The 26,355-nt window shown below is 40.0% G+C and carries 21 protein-coding genes; 16 read left to right on the top strand and 5 right to left on the bottom strand.

All coding sequences use genetic code 11. The annotated features are described in order from the left end of the window. Positions 1–63: 63 nt before the first annotated feature. The 7 genes from C7E02_RS13600 to htpG all read left to right on the top strand — a co-directional run bounded on the left by C7E02_RS13600 (position 64) and on the right by htpG (position 10,040). Entirely contained in the window at positions 64–1,395 is a 1,332-nt protein-coding gene (locus C7E02_RS13600) for a TIGR04283 family arsenosugar biosynthesis glycosyltransferase (protein WP_105309867.1), read from the top strand. A gap of 53 nt (positions 1,396–1,448) precedes the next feature. Further along, positions 1,449–2,462, top strand: coding sequence for a phosphotransferase family protein (locus C7E02_RS13595; protein ID WP_105309866.1), 1,014 nt, complete (start codon positions 1,449–1,451; stop codon positions 2,460–2,462). A 34-nt stretch (positions 2,463–2,496) separates the two neighbouring features. After that, positions 2,497–2,925 carry a C-GCAxxG-C-C family protein gene (locus C7E02_RS13590; protein ID WP_022279387.1) on the top strand — a complete coding sequence of 143 codons (429 nt, stop codon included), beginning with the start codon at positions 2,497–2,499 and terminating at the stop codon, positions 2,923–2,925. 21 nt (positions 2,926–2,946) lie between these two features. Further along, positions 2,947–3,909 (top strand): arsenosugar biosynthesis radical SAM (seleno)protein ArsS, encoded by a 963-nt coding sequence (gene arsS, locus C7E02_RS13585; RefSeq protein ID WP_022279386.1) that lies wholly within the window; start codon positions 2,947–2,949, stop codon positions 3,907–3,909. Positions 3,910–4,134: 225 nt separating this feature from the next. Beyond that, on the top strand, positions 4,135–5,646 hold the full coding sequence (locus C7E02_RS13580; protein WP_158683051.1) for a protein kinase domain-containing protein: 1,512 nt from the start codon (positions 4,135–4,137) through the stop codon (positions 5,644–5,646). Then, entirely contained in the window at positions 5,631–7,553 is a 1,923-nt protein-coding gene (locus C7E02_RS13575; RefSeq protein ID WP_105309864.1) for an Ig-like domain repeat protein, read from the top strand. Before C7E02_RS13580 ends, C7E02_RS13575 begins: the two co-directional genes overlap by 16 nt. A gap of 432 nt (positions 7,554–7,985) precedes the next feature. Further along, positions 7,986–10,040, top strand: a complete 2,055-nt coding sequence (htpG, locus tag C7E02_RS13570) for a molecular chaperone HtpG (protein ID WP_105309863.1) — start codon at positions 7,986–7,988, stop codon at positions 10,038–10,040. A 92-nt stretch (positions 10,041–10,132) separates the two neighbouring features. Here the strand turns inward: htpG and C7E02_RS13565 are convergent, their stop codons facing one another. Then, positions 10,133–11,221: a hypothetical protein gene (locus tag C7E02_RS13565; protein ID WP_022279382.1), complete on the bottom strand. Its 1,089-nt coding sequence runs from the start codon at positions 11,219–11,221 to the stop codon at positions 10,133–10,135. Positions 11,222–11,542: 321 nt separating this feature from the next. Here C7E02_RS13565 and C7E02_RS13560 point away from each other — a divergent pair, with 321 nt between their 5' ends. From C7E02_RS13560 to C7E02_RS13540, 4 genes are all read left to right on the top strand, one after another. Continuing rightward, positions 11,543–12,256 carry an IMP cyclohydrolase gene (locus tag C7E02_RS13560; protein WP_022279381.1) on the top strand — a complete coding sequence of 238 codons (714 nt, stop codon included), beginning with the start codon at positions 11,543–11,545 and terminating at the stop codon, positions 12,254–12,256. Positions 12,257–12,266: 10 nt separating this feature from the next. Then, on the top strand, positions 12,267–13,445 hold the full coding sequence (locus tag C7E02_RS13555; protein WP_005336936.1) for a phosphoribosylaminoimidazolecarboxamide formyltransferase: 1,179 nt from the start codon (positions 12,267–12,269) through the stop codon (positions 13,443–13,445). Between the two features lie 374 nt (positions 13,446–13,819). Beyond that, positions 13,820–14,413, top strand: a complete 594-nt coding sequence (locus tag C7E02_RS13545) for a manganese efflux pump MntP (RefSeq protein WP_105309861.1) — start codon at positions 13,820–13,822, stop codon at positions 14,411–14,413. A gap of 63 nt (positions 14,414–14,476) precedes the next feature. After that, positions 14,477–15,874, top strand: coding sequence for a radical SAM protein (locus C7E02_RS13540; protein WP_105309860.1), 1,398 nt, complete (start codon positions 14,477–14,479; stop codon positions 15,872–15,874). 374 nt (positions 15,875–16,248) lie between these two features. Here the strand turns inward: C7E02_RS13540 and C7E02_RS13535 are convergent, their stop codons facing one another. Then, positions 16,249–17,406 (bottom strand): IS91 family transposase, encoded by a 1,158-nt coding sequence (locus C7E02_RS13535; protein WP_105309385.1) that lies wholly within the window; start codon positions 17,404–17,406, stop codon positions 16,249–16,251. Beyond that, positions 17,399–18,265, bottom strand: coding sequence for a tyrosine-type recombinase/integrase (locus C7E02_RS13530; protein WP_005336943.1), 867 nt, complete (start codon positions 18,263–18,265; stop codon positions 17,399–17,401). The genes C7E02_RS13535 and C7E02_RS13530 overlap by 8 nt, the downstream gene beginning before the upstream one ends. 442 nt (positions 18,266–18,707) lie before the next feature. Here C7E02_RS13530 and C7E02_RS13525 point away from each other — a divergent pair, with 442 nt between their 5' ends. The 4 genes from C7E02_RS13525 to C7E02_RS13510 all read left to right on the top strand — a co-directional run bounded on the left by C7E02_RS13525 (position 18,708) and on the right by C7E02_RS13510 (position 24,148). After that, positions 18,708–19,292 carry a TetR/AcrR family transcriptional regulator C-terminal domain-containing protein gene (locus tag C7E02_RS13525; protein ID WP_005336950.1) on the top strand — a complete coding sequence of 195 codons (585 nt, stop codon included), beginning with the start codon at positions 18,708–18,710 and terminating at the stop codon, positions 19,290–19,292. A 64-nt stretch (positions 19,293–19,356) separates the two neighbouring features. Continuing rightward, entirely contained in the window at positions 19,357–20,796 is a 1,440-nt protein-coding gene (locus C7E02_RS13520) for an NAD(P)/FAD-dependent oxidoreductase (RefSeq protein ID WP_330575838.1), read from the top strand. A gap of 187 nt (positions 20,797–20,983) precedes the next feature. Beyond that, positions 20,984–22,330 (top strand): phosphoglucosamine mutase, encoded by a 1,347-nt coding sequence (gene glmM / locus C7E02_RS13515; protein ID WP_005336953.1) that lies wholly within the window; start codon positions 20,984–20,986, stop codon positions 22,328–22,330. Positions 22,331–22,474: 144 nt separating this feature from the next. Continuing rightward, entirely contained in the window at positions 22,475–24,148 is a 1,674-nt protein-coding gene (locus C7E02_RS13510; RefSeq protein WP_105309858.1) for an AAA family ATPase, read from the top strand. A gap of 47 nt (positions 24,149–24,195) precedes the next feature. On the opposite strand, the gene C7E02_RS13505 is transcribed toward C7E02_RS13510, so the two are convergent. Together C7E02_RS13505 and C7E02_RS13500 are read right to left on the bottom strand one after the other, a co-directional pair. Next, on the bottom strand, positions 24,196–24,756 hold the full coding sequence (locus tag C7E02_RS13505; RefSeq protein WP_029730754.1) for a CD3072 family TudS-related putative desulfidase: 561 nt from the start codon (positions 24,754–24,756) through the stop codon (positions 24,196–24,198). Positions 24,757–24,771: 15 nt separating this feature from the next. Further along, positions 24,772–25,467, bottom strand: coding sequence for a Crp/Fnr family transcriptional regulator (locus C7E02_RS13500; RefSeq protein WP_049946450.1), 696 nt, complete (start codon positions 25,465–25,467; stop codon positions 24,772–24,774). 236 nt (positions 25,468–25,703) lie between these two features. Between C7E02_RS13500 and C7E02_RS13495 the strand changes: the two genes are divergently transcribed. After that, positions 25,704–26,309, top strand: coding sequence for an ECF transporter S component (locus C7E02_RS13495; protein WP_022279373.1), 606 nt, complete (start codon positions 25,704–25,706; stop codon positions 26,307–26,309). The last annotated feature ends 46 nt before the right edge of the window (positions 26,310–26,355 follow it).

Below are 26,355 nucleotides of genomic sequence, written 5' to 3'. Positions count from 1 at the left end.
TGTAACTGTTCTAAGAATGACTCCGCACCAGATGACAATTCAACAAAAGAATGGGGATAAAAGATGAGAAGAGCAATCATTGTATTTACAAGAGTTCCGGTGGCGGGGCAGACCAAGACAAGGCTGATGCCATATTTTTCGCCGCAGGAATGTGCCGGGCTGCACACTTGCTTTTTGAAAGATATTGCCGGGCAATGTCAAAAAACACAGGCGGATCTTTATATCTGTTACACTCCGGATGATAAAGGAGCTGCATTAAAGAATATATTTGGGGATGACAAGATTTATTTTCCGCAGATGGGGGAATCTTTGGGAGAGAGAATGTACATGGCAATCCAGAGGGTTCTTGCCAAAGATTATGGATCCTGTGTGTTGATTGGAACGGATGTGCCGGAAATTAAGCAGGCAGATTTAGATTATGCATTTCGTCTGTTAGATGTGCATGACATTGTTCTGGGACCAACGCAGGACGGTGGATATTATCTTGTAGGTATGAAGAAGCCAGTGAGAGAGGTGTTTGAAAAACAGACTTACAGCCATGCAAGTGTTTTGGAAAATACAGCAAAAGCAGCTTTTGAGGCTGGTTATACAGTTGGTTTTGCAAGAACGCTTCATGATATAGATGAGAAAGAAGATATTAGTAAATTTCGAAACCGGATGCGTAAAACTCTGGAATTGCAGAAAAGTGAGACTGGACGTTATCTTCTGAAAAAACAGAAGATTTCTGTTATTGTTCCGATTTATAATGAAGAATCCACGATAAAATCACTGCAAAAACAGTTGATTCCTCTTCTGGACAAATGTGAAATTCTCTTTGTAGATGGCGGAAGCAAAGACCGGACATTGTCAATGATTGATCCCAGGTTCCGTGTACTTCATTCAGAAAAAGGCCGGGCAAATCAAATGAATCTGGGAGCAAAAGAAAGTTCCGGGGATATTTTGTTTTTCCTGCACAGTGACAGCGAGCTTCCGAAGCATCCGCTGGCGGAGATTCGTTATGTGATGAAAGACCATCTGGCAGGGTGTTTTGGAATTGCATTTCATTCAAAGCATTTCTTTATGTGGACGTGCCGTGTCATTTCCAATCACCGGATCAAAGACCGCAAGGTCATGTTTGGAGATCAGGGAATCTTCATAGACAGGGAGTTGTTCTTTGAGGCGGGAATGTTCCCGAACCTTCCGATCATGGAGGATTATCAGTTTTCACTGACTCTTAAGGAAATGGGCGTAAAACTTGGAATCGCAAAGCACAGGATTTATACATCTGACCGCAGATTTCCCAAGAAGACGATCCCGAAACTTAAGGTTATGTGGAAAATGAATCGGCTTCGCAAGATGTATCGGGACGGGGTACCAATTGACCGAATATCAAAGATGTACCGAGACGTAAGATAAAATATAGCAGTGGATTTCAAGAAATAAAAATATCAAGGTAGAGGGAAAAATCTATGGAGCGGATCAGAGGTCTGGAAGAATATGTGAAAAATAAAGAGTACAGAGAAGCGCTGGGATTGCCAAAAGAGAAAACGGAAAATTACGAATTGCTGGCACAGGGAGAGTATAATATTAATTATGCATTTACACACCCTGTGACAGGAAAGAAATTACTACTTCGTGTGAATTGTGGAAGCCAGATGCATCTGGAGCATCAGATTGAATATGAAGCACATGCGTTAAGGTTAATGGAAGGCTCTGGCAGGACGCCAAAAGTGCTTTATGTAGATGGCAGCAAAAAAATATTGGAGCATGGCGTTCTGGTCATGGAATACCTTCCGGGTCATGCAATGGATTATCATACAGAATTGATGCTGGCAGCCCCATGTCTGGCAGACATTCACAGTGTCCCGATTCCAGAGAGTGAAGAAATCCTTATACACCCACAGAATCCATTGAAAGCGATTCTGGAGGAGTGCGAGGAGATGTTCAAGGTTTATCTGGAATCACCATTAGGAGATGGAGAGAAAAAAACATATATCCGTGAACTTTTGGATCTTGGCTGGAAACGGAAAGCAGAAATCCAGCTTGAAAGTGGTTATCAATGCTGCATTAATACAGAACTAAATTCTACGAATCTCCTGATCAACGGGGAAGGAAAGTCCAATTACCTGATTGACTGGGAGAAGCCGCTATTTGGTAATCCCGCCCAGGATCTGGGACATTTCCTGGCACCTACGACTACATTCTGGAAGACAGATGTCATTCTTACTTCAGAAGAGATGGAGAAGTTTATTGATGCATACATCAAAGCGGTAGGAAATCGGTTTAAGACAGATATGATCCGGGAACATACTCATGCATTTATCCCAATCACATGTCTGCGCGGGATTACATGGTGTGCTATGGCATGGGTTCAATACCAGCAGCCGGATAAGTTGATTTTCAATGAATCCACATTCAAAAAGTTGAATGCATATCTGGATATGGACTTCTTAAAAAATATACGGGCTTATCTGGAGCCGTAAATATTCTTGAAAATGACACGAAAGGAGAAAGATTATGGAGAAAAAGGAAATTGCAGAGTTATTTATGAAAGGAATTGATTGCTCACAAGTTGTAGTTGGAGCATTTGCAGAGGAGCTTGGAATTACAACAGAGGAAGCTTACAAGATGTCGGCAGCATTTGGAGGCGGTATGGGTCTTGGTGAGACTTGTGGTGCTGTTGTCGGAGCAATGATCGTTCTTGGATTAAAATATGGACACTGCGAAGTGGAGCATATGGGGCAGAAGGATATTATGAATGCAAAACGTGCAGAATTTTTACAGAGATTCCAGGAAAAATATGCTGTCTGTAATTGTAAAGGGCTGTTAAAGCATGATATTTCCAAGCCGGAAGAGATGCAGAAGATTCTGGATGAAGGATTGTTATTTGATTTCTGTCCGGAAGTCGTAAAAGATAGTATCACTATACTAAAAGAGATATTCTAGCAGAGATATGAAGAGGTTTTTATGGATGAGATAATTAATGATTTTCATGATCTGGATCAGATACCTGTGTTTCAGACACAGATTGATCCAGAGATGATGAATACAGCAGACAGGTTGGAAGTGCTTCAGATGAATATTGGCCGTGTCTGTAATCTGGCGTGCAAGCATTGTCATGTGTGTGCAGGACCGAACCGGACGGAAGTGATGTCCCGGGAAGTGATGGCGGATTGTATTCAATTTGCAAGAGAACAACAAGTGCAGACCATTGATATTACAGGGGGAGCGCCGGAGATGAATCCGGATTTTGAATGGCTTGTTACAGAGGCATGTAAAGTCTGTAGTCATGTGATCGTGCGAACCAATCTGACAGTTCTGTTGAATCCGGAATATGAACATTTGATTGAATTTTATGCCAGACAGAAAGTAGAAATTATATGTTCCCTGCCTTATTATAGGGCAGATCAGATGGATCGAGTACGGGGAACCGGTACATTTGACGGGGCAATACAGGTATTACAGAAATTAAATACACTTGGTTATGGAAAGAATCCTGAGATGGTGCTGAACATGGTGTACAATCCGGCGGGAGCCTTTTTCCCACCGGATCAGACTGCTATGGAACTAGAGTATAAAGAGCATTTGGAAGCAGATTTTGGAATTGTGTTCAATGCCCTGTATACACTTTACAACAATCCAATGGGACGATTTGGAGCATTTCTCCGAAGATCCGGGAATCTTTCAGGGTATATGAAGAAGTTGTATGATGCTTTCAACCCGGCAACGGTGGAAGCTTTGATGTGTCGTTTTCAGATTTCGGTAGATTATGATGGAAAGCTGTATGACTGTGATTTTAACCTGGCAGCAGGGCTTCCAATCTTTTCGAAGGAGACTATAGCTGATTGGATAGGGAAACCTTACACAGCCCGGAAAATCCGGATGGATAAACACTGTTATGCCTGTACAGCAGGAGCCGGTTCAAGCTGAGGCGGCGCAACAGACTAAGCAGGCTGCTTAAAAAAGAAAAATTATGAATAAAAAGAGGAAAATGCAACAAAATGTTTCTTGCATTTTTCTCTTTTTTCGCGTATGATAATAATCACTCTAATTTATCTGAGAAAACTTCTGCCAGGTCGAAGAGAATCAGAATTTGTCACAATATGAAATCACACCGATAATTCCAAAAAAGTAATACAGATAGGAGGAATGCGGATGGGCGAAAGGGAAGGTTACGAGGTGCTTCGCCTGATTGAACATAATCAAAAATGTTATATCAGCTCTGATTATGTAGAAGGAAAGTCACTTATTCAGTGGTTGAAATATCACCCGAACCTTACAAAAAAACAATTATTTTTATGGATCCGTGATCTTGCAGATCAACTGGAGTGCATACATAAGTGCCGGGGAAACCCTTGTTACCAGTATGTGAATCCGTACAGCGTGATCGTCACGGAGGATATGACACTACATTTTCTTGATATGAGTGTGGAATCCAATGAAAAAATGCTGGTTCAGATGAATCGAAGAAGTGTGAGGGAGAACTTTCTTCCACCTGAAGTCAATTATTATCAGGCTGCCAGCATTGAATTAGATATATACGGACTAGGCAGGACAATTCAGTACCTGTTGTCAGTAACAGATCCGATCCCGGAACTAACCAGACGGGAGACGGTAAAGTTTCAAAAAATAATATCCAGATGCCTGGATGGGCATTCAAAACGGGCATTTAAGCAGATGTCCGAAATTCAAAAAGAAATTCCAAATGTAACAGAGAAGAAAAGAAAAGATAGACGAATATGGACGAAAAAAAGAACGGTTATGGCAATGATAAGTATTTGTGTATTCGTAGCCGCAGTAAGTGTCCGGGTTATTCAGAAAAAAGGAGATGAGAAGAACACAGAACTTAAGATGGAAAGTTCAGACGGTTTAAATATGTCAGAGGTTTCAGAGCGCGAAGCATTCGTAGAAGCGCAGAGATCCATGGGATTGTTGTATTTTCTGGAGTTGGAAGATTACGAAAAAAGTATTCAGGCATTTGAAGATGCCAGGGAAGATCAGATGTCGGAAAATCTGGCTGCATTAGTGCGGTATGTGGCTGGGATAGAGGATAAAGAGAGCAGCAATGAGAAAAAGGAATATGCAAATGAAAAGAAAATAGAGAACATATTCAGGAAAATCGAGGAGTGGATGCCGGACGATTCAAGGCTGGATTATGAGCGCTGTCTGATTCGGGGCTATGCAGTGGAGGAATCGGAAGAACATGCAAAAGCAATCTTAAGAATTGGTAAGAAAATTCTGGATGAGAAGCCAGAGGAGAGACTGGTAAAAGAATGTACTTCTTATATGGCTTCTGCGGCTGAAACGGCAAGGGACTGGGATATGGCTTTGGAAATGTATACAGATATGCTTGAGTGGGAAGAGGAGTCGAAGAAAGAAGATATTTATCAGAAGCTTGTGAAAATACAGGGAGAAAAAGGCTTAAAAGATCAGGCACTTGAAATATGCAGGAAAGGAGCGGAAGAATTAAAAGATTCAAAGCAGCTTAGAATTCTTTATATGCGTATGCAGTGTTCAGATTCAGATATTTCCAGAGAAATCTGTGCACAGACAGTAAAAGAGTATTTGAATCAAATCCCGGAAATTAAGGAAGAAACAGAATTTCAAAAATTGGCACAGGAATACGGAATAGTCATGGAAGGAGAAAATGTATGGGTAGGAAGATAAGAACCGGAGCGTTATTGATGTTAGTCCTGGCAATGATTTATACACAGCAGGCAGTTATTTATGCGCAGAATGAGGCAGAAAAAAACATGAAAAAGACAACAGAATCGGAAAATTTAGATGGAACTAATGGAGAAGACAAGGAACAAGAGAAGCCAGGAGGGGAAGAAGGGGATAAGGAACAAGAGAAGCCAGGAGGGGAAGAAGGGGATAAAGAACAAGAGAAGCCAGGAGGGGAAGATGAAGACAAAGACAAGGAACCGGAGCAGCCCGAGATTAAGAGATATGAGCTGGAAATCTCCAAGGCTGATGGAAAAAATGGATATTATCTATCAAAGCCGTCCGTTATGATCACACATAATGGCGCCTATGGAACAACTGTGTACGAATTAAAACATGGGGAAGATACTTTGCTACAGGGGAGAATAAAATACATAGTATCACAAGAAGCAGAAGAGCAGAAAACCAAGATTTCTCTTGAGGGGGAAGTATTTGAGGAAGGAAAAAATATTTTACATGTCTTTATGGAAGATGAAGAAGGCAATGTGATTCCGGAATATGATGAGACAATAGAAATACGGATAGATACACAAAGTCCGACAGTGACCTTGGAGGCGCCGGAAGGATTTTCTACCTGGTATCAGAAGGAAGCGTGGATTCGTGTGGTATCAGAAGATGGTGCATGGGGAAGCCAGGTTGATACGGTTACATGTTATGTTGGAAATAAAATTATTGGAAAATCAAAGGAGAATCAGTCAGAGTTTTTGATCACACAGACTTCAAAAAGTGGAGAAGGTGTGCCGGTAACAGTGACTGTCACAGATCAGGCAGGTAATAAAACGGAGAAAACGCAGAAGTTATTCATTGACAGTCTGGCACCGACAGTAAGCTTAACAGGGGCAGCCGATTATCTGATTACCAGTCAGCCCGTGACGATAGAATACCAGGCAACTGATGAAAATAAATTAGAAAGCTGTCGGGCAGTGATTGATTATGAAAAACCGGAAGGAGAGAAAAAAACGGAGGTCATAGATTCGGAAGAAAAGTGGAGTTTAAAGAACGGATCCGCAAGTCTTGTAAAGACATTTCAGGAAGATGGAATCTATAAAACCAGTGTACAGGCTGTGGATAAGGCAAAACAGAAGTCAGAACATTTCCTGCAATTTATGATTGATACTAAGAATCCAGTGATAAAGATGGTGGACGAACTGCAGGGGAAGTATCTGAAAAAGTTTTCATGGGATTATCCGGTGGATGTATTTATCAAGGACTTTACGACATTTGTCCATCAGATCCAGATGGACGGAAGGTTATATCCGATTGGGACAGAGATTGATACGGAGGGGCGTCATACACTACAGGTAAATGCCATAGATGCCGCAGGAAATGAAGCGGTGGCAAGAGCGGAATTCGTAATAGATCACACACCTCCGAAGATTCAGTTTTATCAGGTAGAGGAAGGGGTACAGTATGAAGGGCTCCTGAACTTTCAAGTAGATTCCAGAAAAAAAGAAGATTGGATAGAAGAAGTGTTGATTAATGGAAAAAGGCAGACATTAAAAAAAGAAGACGGGAAGTATACATTTCAGATTACAAATCCAGGCGAATATGAAGTAAGCGTGACAGCAGCGGATCTGGCAGGGAATGAAGCAGAAGAAAATATATCATTTGAAATCGTTCCAGAGAAGACGATATTGGAAAAGGCGGCAGCGCCAATTCAAAAAATATTATCTGGAAAGACAGAAAAGGAGCAGAAAAATCGGCAAGGAGAAAAAGAAAACCGTCATTTTGCCATGTTGAAATGGATTGTGATTGGAAGTATAATAACAATACTATTAATAATGACTGGTGTGGTATTGTGTAGACGCAAAAAAGACAGTGCGAAAGAGGAACAGGCAGACGAAGAATAATATATAAAGGTTCATAAAAGGGAGGATGCCGGGTAACCGCTAAGCGGCACCCGGCACGTATTATGAAAAAGTTTATTCAAAATGTATTACTGAACTTCTGTTGTTGATGATTTTATTATATGTAAGAGTTGTGGAGAAACAATGTTAAAGAGATGAAAGAATTTTAAAATAAACATGAACAAACTATGAACGTAAGGAAGTTTATTATTTCTTAATAAAATTCATAGAATTGTTAGCACTCGATGAAAAAGAGTGCTGATTTTCTATTGACTTTTAAAAAGCAAGGGATTATCATAGATTTAATCGGGGAGATTTCAAGATTTTGTATTTGCTTATTTATGAGTAAGTTCATGTAGGTTTCGATTTTATCCCTGGCATCAAAAACACAAATGATTAAATCAGCTTAAAATATCAGAAACAGGAGTGATTAGAATGGAAGTAAAAAAAGGTAGTCTTTCAATCAGCAGTGAAAACATTTTCCCAATTATTAAAAAATGGGTATATTCTGACCATGACATTTTTGTCAGAGAGATGATTTCCAATGGCTGTGATGCCATTACAAAATTGAAAAAACTGGATGTAATGGGTGAATACCAGTTACCGGATGATTATAAGGCATCAATTCATGTAGAAGTGAATCCGGAAGAGAAGACTTTGAAGTTCATTGATAATGGTCTTGGTATGACAGCAGAGGAAGTTGAAGAATATATTACTCAGATTGCATTTTCAGGAGCTACAGAGTTCCTTGAAAAATATAAAGACAAGACAACAGAAGACGATATGATCGGTCATTTCGGACTGGGATTCTATTCTGCATTCATGGTTGCAGATGAAGTTCATATTGACACATTGTCTTACAAAGACGGAGCAACACCGGTACGCTGGGTAAGTAATGGTGGAACGGAATACGAGATGACAGAAGGAGACAAGCAGACTGTAGGATCTGAGATTACATTGTATCTGAACGATGATTGTCTGGAGTTTGCGAACGAGTATCGTGTAAGAGAAGTTATCCAGAAGTATTGTTCCTTTATGCCGGTAGAGATTTTCTTATCAAAGGCAAATGCAGAGCCTGAGTATGAGACAATTGACGAGGCAGACCTGAAAGAGGACGATGAGGTTGTTGAGCACATTCATGAAGATGCCAAGACCGAAGAAAAAGAGAATGAAAATGGTGAAAAAGAAGTTGTAGAAGTATCACCTGCAAAAGATAAAGTAAAGATTAAAAAGCGTCCGGAATCCTTAAGTGATATTCATCCGCTCTGGACAAAACATCCGAATGAGTGCAGTGATGAGGACTACAAAGAGTTTTACCGCAAAGTATTTCTGGATTATAAAGAGCCGTTGTTCTGGATTCATCTGAACATGGATTATCCGTTCAACCTAAAAGGTATCCTGTACTTCCCGAGAATTAATACAGAATATGATTCTATTGAAGGAACGATCAAGCTGTATAATAACCAGGTATTTATTGCAGATAATATTAAGGAAGTCATTCCGGAATTCCTGATGGTATTAAAGGGAGTTATTGATTGCCCGGATCTTCCACTGAATGTATCACGTAGCGCTCTTCAGAATGATGGATTTGTAGGCAAGATTGCTGAGTACATTTCCAAGAAAGTTGCAGACAAGCTTGCAGGTATGTGCAAGACAAAACGTGAAGATTATGAGAAATACTGGGACAGCATCAGTCCATTTATAAAATTTGGCTGTCTGAAAGATGAGAAGTTCTGTGACAAGATGAAAGATGCAGTTCTCTTTAAGGATATCGACGGAAAATATCTGACACTGAAAGACTGCGTAGAAGCAAATGGTGGAGAGCTGAAAGAACTTGATAAAAATGCGGCACCAGACAATGCCGAGGAAAATGCAGAAGAGAAGAAGACAACTATCTATTATGTAACAGATGAGATTCAGCAGAGTCAGTATATCAATATGTTCCGTGCACAGGGACAGGATGCAGTTGTACTGAAACACAACATTGATTCTCCGTTCATTACACAGCTTGAGCAGCGCTATCAGAATGTTCAGTTCCAGAGAATTGATGCAGATGTTACAGATAATGCAAAAGAGGAAGTTGCTGAAGACGAAAAGGAAGCATTCCAGAAGACTGTAGATAGTCTGACTGCAACATTCCGCAAAGAGCTTGGTAATGACAAGCTGGATGTGAAAGTTGAGAAACTGAAAGACAGCAATGTAGCTTCTATTATGACATTATCAGAGCAGAGCCGCCGTATGCAGGAGATGATGAAGATGTATGGAATGGATTCCATGGGAATGGATATGGGTGGAGAGAATACCCTGATCCTGAACGCAAATCATCCACTGGTACAGTATGTACAGAAACATGAAGATGGAGAAAATACATCTCTGATCTGCAAGCAGTTGTATGATCTGGCTATGCTGGCACATAAGCCATTAAATCCAGAAGAGATGACAGCATTTGTTCAGAGAAGCAATGATATTATGATGCTTCTGACAAAATAGATTCAATATTGGATTCATAGTGATATAAGTATAAAAGAACCTGCCTCACAATTTTGGGGCAGGTTCTTTTATACAGTTTTATTCTGAATGCTCTATGCTACTGGAAGTATGGTATCAATTAATGAAGTGATCTCAGAATCTTCGGCACCGGCCGCTGACAGTGTTTTGAAGTTCAGAGAAACGGTAACCGTTGTCTGTGCACCATAAGTTGGTGCAGCAGCGTATTTTTCCATCAATTCTACAAGAGCACGATCTACTTCTTCCTCAGAATAGTAAGTTCCAGTTTCGAGTTCATTCATAGCACTTTGGAAGCTTGTATTCGGAGTTACGGTTACATCAATCATGTAATTGAATAATCCGTCCTGTTTCTTTGGTGTTCCAACAGAATACTGACAGTTATTACAGATTGCTTTCAGCGCGGCGCTGTAACGCTCTGTGTATGAGGCACTGAGCTCTTCCGGTGGTGCGTACATAGAACTTTCTAATTGAGACTGGACAGAAGACTCGTCTTCGCCAGTATGTTTTGCATATTCAGCCACATCATTTTTAAACAGTGCATTCAGACAGGATGTGAGGTAATCCTGAGCGTCCAGTATCTCGCATACACTATCATATGGTGCCATAATGTTATCCATAGTAGCAGAGAATAATTTCTGTAACTGCTCGTCGTCTAGGCTGTAACCGTCTTTTGACTTCTTAACCTCCAGTGTAAGCTGAGTGGAGTTCTCGTAAGAAGGAGAGCTTTTTACAGCTTCCGTTGCTTTTTCGAGAAGCTTTGTCATCTCGGCATTCAAATCTGTAGAAGAGATGGCCGGACTATATTTTTCGCAAGTGTTTTTCGTCGTTGCTTCAATATCCAGTGGAGTAAAAGTAAGCTGCACGGAATAACGTTCATCGTCAATTTTTTTAGCACCATTTATCTCAAATTCTACGGCATTAAATGATGCCTGAAGGAACTTAAGATAAGAATCTTTTAGCTCGTCCGGAAACTGAAGTACATATGTTTCGTTCTCATCTGAAATTCCCTGTTCCAGAAAAGAAGATAGAGAAGACGGATCCTCTTTTTTTATAGAAGTGATCAAATCTCCTACATACTTGTCTGCGGTCTCACCGCTGGCACATCCGCCAAGTAATAACGCAAAGATAAGCGTTAACACAAGGCATAAATGCTTTTTTTTCATTGTTTCTTCCTCCGTATTCAGATAATTCAAGAATGCCTCGGCATTCTTGCTGCGAGGTGCGTGTCATGCAATTGCATGACACACTTCAACTGCGCACCTCTGCAATCCTGCCGGAGGCAATCCCCCAGCTGATATAAAACCATGTATGAAAATGGTTAAATAGTTATTTATAATATACCACAAATAAGACTGGAAAAACATCATTATTTTTTATATAATAGTTGTGAGAGCGCATAGCGCGTAGTAATCGGTAATCATATGATGATATAATCAATTATGTGATTTGATCAGTTACTAGAATACTTGTGGAGGAGAATATTCATGGAAATGTTGAATCTTGAAAAAGAATTACAGAGTAATTCCTACCCGGGACGTGGAATTATTATTGGTAGAAGTGCGGACGGTACGAAGGCTGTGACCGCATATTTTATTATGGGAAGAAGTGAGAACAGCAGAAACCGCGTGTTCGTAGAAGACGGAGAAGGAATCCGTACACAGGCATTTGATCCGTCAAAGCTTACAGATCCAAGTCTGATCATTTATGCACCGGTGCGTGTGCTTGGTAATAAGACCATTGTGACGAATGGCGACCAGACAGACACGATTTATGAAGGCATGGACAAGCAGCTCACTTTTGAACAGTCACTGAGAAGTCGTACATTTGAGCCGGACGGACCGAATTATACTCCTCGTATTTCCGGAATCATGCATATTGAGAATGGAACATACAACTATGCAATGTCTATTTTAAAGAGCAACAATGGTAATCCGGAGAGTTCACACCGCTATACCTTTGCATATGAGAATCCAGCAGCAGGAGAGGGACATTTTATCCATACATACAAGTGTGATGGTAATCCACTTCCAAGTTTTGAAGGGGAGCCTAAGCTTGTCAGCATTCCGGATGATATGGAAGCATTTACAGATCTTGTATGGAACAGTCTGAATGCAGATAATAAAGTTTCACTTTTTGTGCGTTATATTGATATTGCAACCGGAACTTATGAGACAAAGATCATAAATAAGAATCAGTAGGAGGAATATCATGAAAGAACTGGAATTAAAGTATGGATGTAACCCGAATCAGAAACCATCCAAGATTTATATGAAGAATGGAAAGGATCTTCCGATTCAGGTATTGAACGGCAGACCGGGATATATCAATTTTCTGGATGCATTTAACGGATGGCAGTTAGTCAGTGAGCTTAAGAAAGCTACAGGACTTCCGGCTGCAACATCATTTAAGCATGTATCACCTGCAGGAGCTGCAGTGGGACTTCCGCTTGATGAGACATTGGCTAAGATTTACTGGGTAGATGATCTTGGTGAACTGTCACCGCTTGCAAGCGCTTACGCAAGAGCAAGAGGTGCAGACCGTATGTCATCTTTTGGTGATTTTATTTCACTTTCTGATGTCTGTGACGTCGATACAGCAAAACTTATCAAGAGAGAAGTATCTGACGGCGTGATCGCTCCTGGATATGAGCCGGAAGCGCTTGAGATTCTGAAGGAGAAGAAAAAAGGTAATTACAATGTTATTCAGATCGATCCGGATTATGTACCAGACCCGATTGAACATAAAGAAGTATTTGGAATTACATTTGAGCAGGGAAGAAATGAATTAAAGATCGACAATGACTTTTTCTCCAACATTGTTACAGAGAATAAAGAACTGACAGATCAGGCTAAAATTGATCTTGCAATTTCCATGATTACTTTGAAATATACACAGTCCAATTCTGTATGCTTCGTAAAAGATGGACAGGCAATCGGAATTGGTGCCGGACAGCAGTCCAGGATTCATTGTACAAGACTTGCAGGACAGAAAGCAGATAACTGGTGGTTAAGACAATCTCCACAGGTTATGAATCTTCCATTTGTAGATCATATCCGTCGTGCTGACAGAGACAATGCAATTGATCTTTATATCGGTGAGGATTATATGGATGTGCTTTCAGATGACGCATGGCCAAATATTTTCAAAGAAAAGCCGGAAGTATTTACAAGAGAGGCCAAGAGAGAATGGCTGGACAAACTGACAGGTGTCGCTCTTGGATCTGACGCCTTCTTCCCATTTGGAGACAACATTGAAAGAGCACATAAGAGTGGTGTTACATATATTGCACAGCCTGGTGGTTCTGTAAGAGATGACCATGTTATCGATACATGTAACAAATATAACATGGTGATGTCATTCACAGGTATTCGTCTGTTCCATCACTAAGAAAAAAAGAATATAGAAGTATGTCATGCAATTGCATGACGCGCACCTCGCAGCAAGAATGCCGAGGCATTCTTGAATTAAGAAGAACACTTTCTGAAAAATGCAGATTTTTTGGAAGGTGTTCTTTTCTATATTGTGAATCCTATGGCAGATGAAGAACATTTTCTATCAGAGAGTGAGAATGTATATGACATATTTTTATAAATGTAGCATTTGGATAACGTTTCCCACCTTTTGTACATTCCTTTCTTTTTCATGTTTTAATACAATGATGTCAAGGGACGGAACAAAACTTTTTTACTTATTTGTGAGCAAATGCATGAGAAGTGAAAGGTTTTGTTCATCACAACATAATTAAGAGTACAAGGCAGGTGATGGTTATGTCTGTTCTTGAGATTGTAATAATCTCAGCAGGATTGTCTTTAGATGTATTTGTAGCGATGGCTTATATGGGGACTGGATTTTCAAAGATCAATAAGAAAAATCTATTTGGTTTATGCCTGCTTTTCGGAGGTGTTCAATGGGGGTGTCTGATTGTAGGAAATCTGCTTACTCTGTTGCCAATATTCTGGGATTCTTCAAATTCAAGTTCACGAATTGCAGATCACTGGGAGGCAGTGACAGTTCTGATATTTATAGGATTAGGCATATATATGATCTGGAAGGGACTTAAGAAGCGAAACATTCTTGAACAGCGCAATGATGAAATTGACTGGAAGAAAACGACATTTCTGGCACTTATTACAAGTGTAGATGCATTTCTTGCGGGAATTGGAATGGGGTTTCTGGAAGCGCAAATGATACACCAGTCACTGACGATTTTCCCAATTACGGTACTGAGTGTAATTGGTGGTGTATATGTAGGATATAGGCTTGGTACAGTGCATAATAGTCAGGCATATCTTGCAGGTGGCGCATTGTTCCTGATTGCAGGAGTAGATGTAGTGATTCAATATTGCATGTATTGATGTGCAATGTTGATAATCAGCTCAAATATTGAAAAAATAAGATATACGAGGAGGAAATGTGATATGGGTACATTGACACATAAGGCTGCCAGAGCAGCGTATGGAACCGCGATTGATGCAGTGTTAAAACATGTGAAGAAAGATCGTGAAAAAGGTCTTTTGGAACTGGTAGATCTGACAGAAAAATATATGGGAGACAATTTCCAAAAAGAAAGTTATGAGGCTACACGTAAGATGATTCAAGATCCAGATAATAAATGGGTAAAATATGTCAACCACATGATTGATGAATTGGATCCATATGTCATTCGTCAGACTGCATTGAATCTGGGATATGAGGCAGCATTTTACGGAACAAAGACAATCCGTGAAATGCGTAAGAAATATGACTGTAATATCCCGTGGCTGATTCTTATGGATCCGACCAGTGCCTGTAATCTGCATTGTACCGGCTGCTGGGCGGCAGAATATGGAAATCGGCTGAATCTTACATACAATGACCTGGACAGTGTTATTACACAGGGAAAAGAGCTTGGAATTTACTTCTATATGTATACTGGCGGAGAACCGCTTGTCAGAAAAGATGACATTATAAAGTTGTGTAAGAAACATAATGATTGCGCATTCCATGCATTTACGAATGGAACACTGGTTGATGAAGCATTTTGCGAGCAGATGAAAGAAGTCGGCAATCTGTCTCTTTCTATCAGTCTGGAAGGATTTGAGAAAGTTAATGATCTCAGAAGAGGCGCAGGTGTGTATGAAAAAGTATTGCATGCTATGGATCTGCTGAAGGCTTCCGGTCAGATTTTTGGAACATCTATCTGTTATACAAGTAAGAACATTGAGACAGTTACGTCCGATGAGTTCCTGGATATGATCATTGAAAAAGGATGTAGATTTACATGGTATTTCCATTATATGCCGGTAGGAAATGATGCGGCAGTGGAACTTTTACCGACAAAAGAGCAGAGAGAATATATGTATCACAGAGTTCGTAAGATTCGTTCCACGAACGGTGGAAAACCTATTTTTGCTATGGACTTCCAGAATGATGGTGAATTTGTAGGCGGTTGTATTGCAGGGGGAAGAAATTATTGCCACATTAATCCGAACGGAGATGTGGAACCGTGTGTATTTATCCATTATTCTGGAGCCAATATAAAAGAAGTATCTTTATTAGATGCGCTCAGACAGCCGCTTTTTATGGCATATCGGGATCATCAGCCATTTAACTGTAATCATTTAAAACCATGTCCGATGCTGGAAAATCCGGAATTGCTGCAGCAGATGGTACATGAGACAGGTGCCAAATCCACAGATCTTCAGTCACCGGAAACAGTGGAGCATCTGTGTGGCAAATGTCATACTTACGCGAAGTGTTGGTCAGAGTGTGCGGATAAACTCTGGAGCGAGCATCCGCGTGAGGCGAAAGGCTATCAGAATTATAAACAGAAATAAACAGTGGACTTGGTATTTCATGGAGGGGTGAAATACTGAATCTGATATTTTAGGCACAGGTTCCGTCTTGTTTAGAACACGGAATCTGTGTTATAATTCTTAAGCGAAGTATCACATTTTTAGCAGACATAAAAAGAGCAGTTTTCAAAAATGTGGAACTGCTCTAAATGTGATTCTTCATAATTGTACCAATTCGCGGACGTTTTTCTGAGAAGTATATGGGAATTGTATCTTTCAAATCTTCTCAAAAAGCAATGAAAACAAGTGTTTTGTAATTGAAAACAAGTGTGTTAAATAAACACTTTTTGTTTCAAGGCATGCCGACAAGACCTTCCATAGGGAGGCCTGATGAAACATATGGAACAAAAACAAGGTTAACTACGATAAGCATACGACTTTCCAAGGTGTGTCATACTACTGCAGCCACAAGCCGGGCAAACATGGATATCATAGTTCCAGACTTCTTTCAGAAGTTCTGCAATCGAAAGTCCGGCATAACGCTGTTTGAATTTCTGATACCCCTGCAGTTTGAAGATGATTTTCAGATTCTTCGTTTTGGTACGGTTATTCAGAAAACCATAGTAGCGGATTTTCTGAAAACCTGATGGTAACACATGCATAAGGAAGCGACGGATGAATTCCTTATTTTCAAGTATAACCGTTTTGGCCTCGCCGGATTTGTAATCACGAGCCGAAAAAGAAACTTGCGTTTCTGTTACAGATTGAATGCGTGTATTCGTAATGGCAATCCGATGAGTATAACGACCGAGATATTCAATGGCATTACCGAAACCGTTAAAGGTCTCTTTGATGTACGGGCACCAATCCATCTTGTAAAGAGAATCACGGAACTCATTCCAAGAGTAAGAATTCCGAAGTTCTGCACAGGAAGATAAGAAAACAAGTTTTCCAAAGGCATAGTGCTTTTGCAGATAGAAAAGAAACTTTCCACGGAATACTTTTGCCATCACGTGAACCGGAATAAAAAACTTTTCACCACACTTGCGAAGTTTTTGGTCGGCAGACAGACCACCGCCGGAAACAATACAATGGATGTGCGGATGAAAATTTAGTGTCTGTCCCCAAGTGTGCAGAACCTGAATGATGCCGGGTGTTGCTCCGAGATACTTCTTATCTCTTGAAAGTTCAAGAAGTGTTTCAGAGGAGCATCTGTGTAACAGAGAATACAGAAGTTCCTGATTACCATAAATCAAAGGATTCAGTTCATGAGGAACGGTAAACACTACATGAAAATACGGTGAATCAATGACTTCCGCACGTCGCTTGTCAATCCAGATTTCTTTCAGGATTGCCTGACAGTTGGGACAGTTTCGGTTACGGCAGGAATTGTTGTGAAACTCCATGTGGCCGCAGTCGGTACACTGGCTGATGTTACAACCGAGACTGCCTGATTTACAGTTCAGTATGGCCGTTGCTGCTTTTTCCTGTACTCCTGACATATGAGAAACCGAAGAACGAAAATCCTCATAGGAGTTTAGAAAAATCTGCTGGATTTTGGGAGGCTTATGCAAGGAAATCACCTCCCATCATGTCAAAAGGACTAATGGCTTTACGCATACTGCTGGTGGCAAGATGAACATAGATGGTTGTTGATTCCAAAGACCTATGTCCGAGATATGCCTGAATAGTCAGAAGGTCTGCCCCGTTTTCATAAAGGTGGGTACCAAAAGCATGGCGAAAAGAATGGCAGGTAATGCGTTTAGGCCATCCGAGTCGCTGCTCGTGTTCATGGATATGTCTAGATAGATAAAACGTGTCAATTGGTTTCGATTTATTATGTTGTTTTGGGAAAAGCCAGTCCACAGGTTTATGATAAGCAAACCAGTATTGTGTAAGGATTTCCAATGCTGTTTTTGAAAGGACAGCATAGCGGTCCGAGCGATTCTTGCTATGAGAAATATGTATTCTCATGTTAGAACGTTCTATATCTTGATATTTCAGATGACAGACTTCGCCAATTCTAAGACCTGAAGAATACATGAGAGCAATCATGGCTTTTTGCTTTAAATCCGGAATGGTGGAGATGAAGGTTTTTACTTCCTGCTGGGAAGGCACATAAGGCAGGTATTTATCGAATTTTCGGAATGGGAGTTGCGTATCATCCCAAGGTTTATGAAGTACGTAAATGGTAAAGAAACGTAACTGAGAGATAACCGCATTGATGGTACGGTCTGACAGGGAGCGGGTATTTTGAACCCAGCCGATAAACTGACGCATCTCATCCCAAGAAACATCTTCCGGGGATTTGTGAATCACGTCAGTCAAAAAATCAAAGTAAGCCTTGATATATGTAGAGTAACTTTTGATTGTATGGTCGGTAAGACCACGGAGAGAAATCATCTCTCTGTAAGAATTAAAATATTTGTCCATAATGAACCTCCTAAAATAAATGATGTTTGTAATAAAAAAGTAAAAACAAACACCTAAAGGGAGGCGGACGAATAAAAAAATCAGATATGTAATTGTTAAGAATAAAAAAACATGATAACATAAGCATAGCAGTTCTTTTGTGTGTAATTGTTTGAGTGTGGTAACTTAACAATATAACATATACAAAAAAACTGCTACTTTTATTTTTGAGAAAAAGTGGCGACCTTATTGTACGTAACGCTAGCCATCGCGCCAGCGATTTGGTACAATAANTTTTGTGTGTAATTGTTTGAGTGTGGTAACTTAACAATATAACATATACAAAAAAACTGCTACTTTTATTTTTGAGAAAAAGTGGCGACCTTATTGTACGTAACGCTAGCCATCGCGCCAGCGATTTGGTACAATAATTCACAGATTATGTTGTGAGGAAGAGATAATCATGGAACGCAAGGGCGAGATGACAAAAGCGCTTCTAGGGCAGAAATTCAAAGAACTGGTCGTGAAGAAATCTTTTGACAAGATTACGATTAAGATGATCACGGATGAAGCAGGGGTAATACGCCCGACATTCTACAATTACTTCCGGGATAAATATGAAGTAATGGAGTGGCTTTTGTGGGAAGATGTATTTAGCAGTGCGACGGAACTTGTGAAGATGAATATGGCAAGGTCTGCATTGGAGATGATATTTAAAAAGATTGCTGCGGATAAAGAATATTATGCACGAGTATTTGAAGTGAAGGGGCAGAATTCCTTTGAAGATATGCTATATCACAACATCTGTAATCTGGTGCGTGTAGTCGTGGAGCGTAATCCGATACATATTAAAGAAGGAGAAATTATAAGCAAAGAGACATTTTTGCAGTATGAGGCTATGACCCTGGTTAATGGGATCAAGTATTGGATCTCGAAGCACAGGAATGAGATATCGGCAGAAGAAGCGGTAAAGTTTTATGAATTTTTAGTCAGTCATTCACTGATTGATATTATTGGGCAGGACACTATGGACAAGGTAATTAATTAACGGAGAAAAATGAGCCGGAAGGCTTACATGGCTTCGGGACTTACCTTGTCTTTTTTATATGGAAATGTTATACTTTTTATTCACAGAAAGGTGGATCAGATATATGAATAAATATGACGTAATTATTATAGGTGCAGGGCCTTCCGGTATTTTCTGTGCTTATGAATTCATGAGGCAGAAACCGGATATGAAAGTGTTAATGATTGAGAAGGGACGCTCTATCGAGAAGCGCCAGTGCCCGAAGCGTACGACGAAGGTCTGTGTGGGTTGTAAGCCATGCTCTATCACAACAGGATTTGCGGGAGCAGGCGCATTTTCCGATGGAAAACTATCTCTGTCACCAGATGTAGGGGGAACTTTGCCGGAGATTCTTGGCTATGAGAAGGCGGAAGAACTGATCAAAGAAGCAGACAATATATATCTGAAATTCGGGGCAGATGAGAAGGTCTATGGAATTGACGATTACGAAGCTATCGAGAGGATCCGGGCGAAAGCAATTCGTGCCAATCTCAAATTGATCGAATGTCCGATCCGCCATCTTGGAACTGAGGAAGGATATAAGATTTACACAAGACTGCAGGAACATTTGCTGGCTTCAGGTGTAGAGATCAAGTTCATGACTATGGTACAGGATATCATAATCGAGGATGGTGTGGCAAAGGGGGTCGTCACAGACAAAGAGGAAACTTACTATGCGGATGAAATCGTATCAGGTATCGGACGAGAAGGCTCAAGCTGGTTTGAAGGAATCTGTAAAAATCATGGTATTAAAACACAGAATGGTACTGTTGATGTAGGTGTCCGGGTAGAAGTCCGAGATGAGATCATGAAGGAACTCAATGAGAAGCTTTACGAGGCAAAACTTGTATACTATACACCAACATTTGACGATAAGGTACGCGTATTCTGCACGAACCCTTCCGGAGAAGTGGCAACAGAGTACTATGATAACGGACTTGCAGTTGTCAATGGTCATGCTTATAAGTCAAAAGACATGAAGACAAAGAATACGAATTTTGCACTCCTTGTATCTAAGAATTTTACGGAGCCTTTTAAGTCACCAATCGAATATGGCAAGCATATAGCCCAGCTTGGAAATATGTTAAGCGACGGCAAAATTTTGCTTCAGCGTTATGGTGATTTCAGAAGAGGACGAAGAACAACTGCAGAAAGATTACAGAGAAACAATATTACACCGACATTGAAAGATGCTGTGCCTGGAGATTTATCACTGGTATTCCCGCATCGTATCATGGTCGCGATAGATGAGATGATTAAGGCACTCGATAAAGTAACACCCGGAATTGCATCGGATGAGACTTTGCTTTACGGCGTGGAAGTAAAATTTTATTCGAATAAAGTAGTAGTGAACGATAAATTTGAGACAAATATCAAGAATCTGCGCGTCATGGGAGACGGAGCATCTATCACAAGAGGACTTCAGCAGGCATCTGCAAATGGTATCTGCGTGGCAAGGGAAATCTGCAAAAAGATGAACGTATAAGGTAAAGCAGGAAAATATACCAAAAGGTTGTCGAATAAAGAATAAAACAGTATAATAAGAAAAAGATACTGTATTTGTCTGAACCAAAGAAGTTCAAAAAATCTGATCATTTATGAGAAAATGTATACAGATTATGAATTTCCAATTTAGACAGATAAGATTAAAAAGTAATTGGGAGATAAGAAAAATGGGTAAATATTTTGGAACAGACGGTTTTCGTGGAGAGGCAAATGTAGTTTTAACAGTAGAGCACGCATTTAAAGTGGGACGTTTTCTTGGCTGGTATTACGGACAGGATCACAAAGCAAAGGTTGTGATCGGAAAAGATACAAGACGTAGCAGCTATATGTTTGAGTACGCGCTCGTTGCCGGACTGACTGCATCAGGAGCGAATGCATATCTTCTTCACGTAACAACAACACCGAGTGTTTCTTATGTGACAAGAACAGAAAACTTTGACTGTGGAATTATGATTTCTGCAAGCCATAATCCATTCTATGATAACGGAATTAAAGTGATCAATGGAAAAGGACACAAGCTGGAGGCAGAGGTAGAAGCTAAGATTGAAGCATATATCGATGGAGAGATTGACGAACTGCCGTTGGCAAAAAAAGAAGATATTGGTCGTACTGTTGATTACGCAGCAGGAAGAAACCGTTACATCGGATATCTGATTTCACTTGCAACAAGATCATTTGAGGATATGAAAATCGGACTTGACTGTTCTAACGGCAGCGCGTTTATGATTGCCAAGAGTGTCTATGATGCACTTGGAGCAAAGACTTATGTAATTAACTGTGAGCCGGACGGAACGAACATCAATACCAATTGTGGATCTACTCACATTGAAGTCCTGCAGCAGTATGTAAAAGAGAATCATCTGGATGTAGGATTCGCTTATGACGGAGATGCTGACAGATGCATTGCTGTCGATGAGAAAGGAAATGTGATCGACGGAGATCTGATCCTTTATGTTTGCGGAAAATATCTCATGGAGAATGGACGCCTGAATGGTGACACCATCGTTACAACTGTAATGTCAAACCTGGGACTTTATAAAGCATGTGACAAGATTGGCATGAAGTATGAAAAGACAGCAGTCGGAGATAAATATGTCTATGAAAATATGTGCAAGAATAACTTTTCTCTTGGAGGAGAGCAGTCCGGACATATTATTTTCAGCAAACATGCAACAACAGGTGATGGAATCCTGACTTCACTTATGATCATGGAAGTAATTCTGGAGAAGAAAATGAGCCTTTCCAGATTGGCAGAGCCTGTAAAGATCTATCCACAGCTTCTTCAGAATGTCCGTGTGGCAGATAAGAAGACAGCACGCGAGAATCCGGAGGTTATAAAGGCAGTTGACAATGTAGCAGCAGAACTTGGCAATGAGGGGCGTATCCTTGTCCGCGAGAGTGGAACAGAACCTGTAATCCGTGTCATGGTAGAAGCTGCGACAGATGAACTGTGTGCAAAATATGTGGCACAGGTAGTCGATGTTATGAAAGCAGAAGGATTGGCAGTAGAGTAAAACATATTTTTCGGCAGGGCATACATGATTTGCAGGACAATGGATTTATGCCAACAAAATGAAGTGTGGGCGATTTAAAGAAATCAATTTGCAGTAAGACTCAGGAGAAAAAAGAAATCAGGTCATAAAGAGAGGGGGAGCGGTATGAAAAAAATAGATTTCCCGGTCGGAATATCAGATTTTTCGAAGATACGAGAAAATGAATACTATTATATCGATAAAACGGGACTGATCTGTGAAGTATTGAAGAACCCTGGAACAGAAGTGACACTGATTACACGTCCGAGACGTTTTGGAAAGACCCTTGGAATGAGTATGCTGGCTGAATTTTTCAATATAGAAAAAGACAGCAGAAAAATATTTCAAGGGTTGGAAATTTCCAATCATGAGAAATTGTGTCATGCATGGCAGAACCAGCGGCCGACTGTATTTCTCACATTTAAAAATGTAGATGGTTTAAGTTTTGACAGTGCTTATGGACAATTGAAATATGAAATTGGACGATTATATGAAGAATATGCATATCTTTTAGATGGCGAACATATAAGCGACAATGAGCGGCAGATATATGAGAGAATAAGAAAACAGGCAGCAGGAGAAGTGGAAGTGACAAGGTCATTACAGTTGCTCCTTCAGCTCATGAACAAATATTATGGGAAACAGGCAATTCTTTTATTAGATGAGTATGATGTTCCTTTGGCAAAAGCAAGCAGTCATGGGTATTATGAACAGATGCTGGAAGTTATCAAAGCGATGATGACGACCGCACTAAAAGATAATTCAGCACTTTGTTTTTCAATTGTGACTGGCTGCCTTCGAATCTCCAAAGAAAGCATTTTTACAGGAACAAATAACTTTGTTCTGGATACAATTACAGATGCAAGATTGGATGAATATTTCGGATTTACGCAGAAAGACGTTGATAAAATCTTAAGCGATGCAGGAGTTACAGAATATGCCGGACAGGTGAAAGAATGGTATGACGGTTATCATTTTGGCGAATGTGATGTATATTGTCCATGGGATGTAATGAATTATTTTCAGGAGCTTCAACATAATCCGGATGCAAAACCGGCAAGTTACTGGAAGAATACAAGTGATAATGCAGTAATCCGATCATTTATTGATCATGCAGGAAGCAATATCACAGAAAAGTTTGAAACACTTCTTGGCGGTGGAAGTATTGTTCAGAAGGTGGATGAAGGAATCACATATGATTATTTGAACTCATCAGAGGAGAATCTTTGGAGTCTTTTATATCTGACTGGATATCTGACAAAAGCAAAAGATGATGAATACAGCGGTACATTGCCAGAAGAAACATACGCACTCAAGATTCCAAATGTAGAAATCAGGGAGATATTTGAGACGACCATAAAAAGATGGTTTGAGGACAGTGCAAAAATCTGGGATAGAAAACATCTGTTTGATGCAGTGTGGGAAGGAGATAGCGGAGAAATCACTCTGGAAATGAGCAAACTTCTCCGAAAGACAATCAGTTATCATGATTACAGAGAAGATTTTTATCATGCATTTCTCGCAGGCATATTTGCCGGAGCCGGTTATATGGTGGAATCGAATAAAGAGCACGGCGAAGGACGCAGTGATGTTGTGGTCTATGATTCAATGAATGCCAGAGTTGCAATATTTGAAGCAAAGTATTCAAAAAGTCGTGAAGAAATGGAACGGGATTGCGACCGGGCAATCGAGCAGATTAATAAAAAAATGTATGCGTCAGAATATGAAGATGATTATGATGAAATCTTGTGCTATGGAATTTCATTTTTCAAGAAAAGATGCTTTGTAAAAAAGAAATAAAGAAATTTTAAGCCCCGGTGTTGTGCCGGGGCTTTTTTCTATAACGATTATTTATCCAGTATTTCTAAACATTTTTCAGGCTCTGGTGCAAAGAGAGAAGTTACTTTCACTTTATCCGACAACCCGTTTTCTTTCAGCATTTCTTTTAACACCTGCATAAAGATTCCTGATTTTTTCTCAAGAGTGCATTCGTTGAAAGTTTTATCCAGTCCTTCACGGCATTCAAATGACCCATACCAGTCAGCGCAACAGGTGTAGTCAACACCACAGCTTGGACTGCCGTCTACCCCAACAATTCCCAACACTTCGAACCAGTCTTCATTTGCCAGATATTCTTTGAGTTGTTGAATACACGGAGCAAGAATTTTACGACAATGATCGCGAAAAAAAGTATTGTCGAACTGATTGCTAACATGTCCCCAGCGTTTTGGACCATATAATGTAAATTCTGGACAAGGCAGTTGAATGATCTGTACTTCCTGATCAATTGCTTTGTGCATGAATTTTTTTCTGAGATTTTCTTCGGCGTCCATGTCAGCCTGATTATAAAGAACAACTTTTGAGGCAGTGTTCAAAATACAATGTGATACAAAAATAATTTTTTTCATATATAAAACCTCCGATTAGATGATAACATCACCATAACGCAAAGAAAGCTGTTCCATTTGTTCCTGATTAATTATAATCTTTCCTTTGTGTAAAGTGATATAATTATGTTTTTCCATATAGTCCAGATAACGATAAAGGGTGCGCAAATTGATATTGAGCTTATTTGCTAATCCCTTTCTCGTTAACGGGCATGTATATGGCAGTTTGTAACATGCCTGTCTGTACAGGTAATGCCCTAGGATATCTTTGGTCGGGAAAATTCTGTGTGTTTCTGCACGATCCATATTGGAACTTGCTATATGAGCAGTGATTATAAGTGTTTGATAGCAGAGTTTCGCATCTTGTTGAATAAAGTCCATGAATTCTTTTGCATTTACACGGAAAAGGACACATGCTGTGTCAGCTACAACAAAAGCTGTATAAAAAGAATCCTTGTTGATGTACTCCATTAATCCCAGAATATGTGGCGGCTCAACATAGTCGATGATATCATTTGTACTGAAAGAAATCTGATTCATTATAACCGTATGACCGGAAAGCAGAATATAAAAATATTCAGCAGAATCGCCCTGGTAAAGTATCGTTTCTCCTTTGGGGACAGTGAGAAGCTGGTTGCCAAGGTTAAGATGCGTAAATGATTGTAAAGGATTTTCTTTATCATACTCTTCTTTTAAGATGATTTCCAGAGCTTTTTTTGTATTTTTGTACATGATCTATAGAAACCTCCATTTTTAATAACTAGATATTGTGAAAAAATATAATAAAAGATGACAACTGTCATTTTTAAAATTATACGACTATGTTATATTGAAGTCAAGTAAAGTCAGACATTAAATAAGGAAAAACGTGAAAATGTTGACAATACTATCTGGAAGAGATGCCAGGAGGGGTAAAGGATTTTTAGAAAATGCAGAGAATGCACAGGGAAATGAAGGAGGACATAGGAATGGAGAAAAAGAAATATTCAATTAAAGAAGATTTTTCAATGTTAGCGTTACTGATTATTCCAGTCGGAGTAGCAGTTAACTTTGTTGGAGGGCAGTTAGCATCTATTTTGAAGCTTCCAATGTATCTTGACACAATCGGAACAATTTTTGCTGCTATGCTTTGCGGTCCATGGGTTGGGGCAGTGACCGGAGGTTTAACCAATGTTGTCACAGGTATCGCAAATCCAGTAAACTTTGCGTTTATTCCAGTTAATGTAATTGCAGGTTTGGTAACAGGTTTTCTTGCCAGAAAACAGATGTTCAGTGTGTGGTGGAAATGGCTGATTTCTATGTTTGTAATGGCTTGGGTATCCATTATTGTTTCAGCACCAATTGTTGTACTTGTATACGGTGGAGTTACAGGTGGAGGTACATCTATTATCACAGCAGCCGCAATGGCAGCAGGAGCCAACATCTGGGCAGCATTTTTCGGTACAGAAGGAGTATTCCAGGTATTAGACCGTATTATTTCATTCTTGATCTGCTGGGCAGTTATAAAAGTAATTCCACCAAGAACACTTGTTAAGTTCGGTTGTGGAAGTAACTATATCAAAGAGAAGAAGTAAGACAGACCCTCCTGGATACTTCTTACAAAAAAATGATGATGACCTG

The sequence above is a fragment of the Dorea sp. Marseille-P4042 genome, assembly GCF_900290215.1.
In the GTDB taxonomy this organism is placed as follows: domain Bacteria; phylum Bacillota; class Clostridia; order Lachnospirales; family Lachnospiraceae; genus Dorea; species Dorea formicigenerans.
Note: the sequence above shows the minus strand (reverse complement) of the source record. Positions and strands in the feature narration are given on the sequence as shown.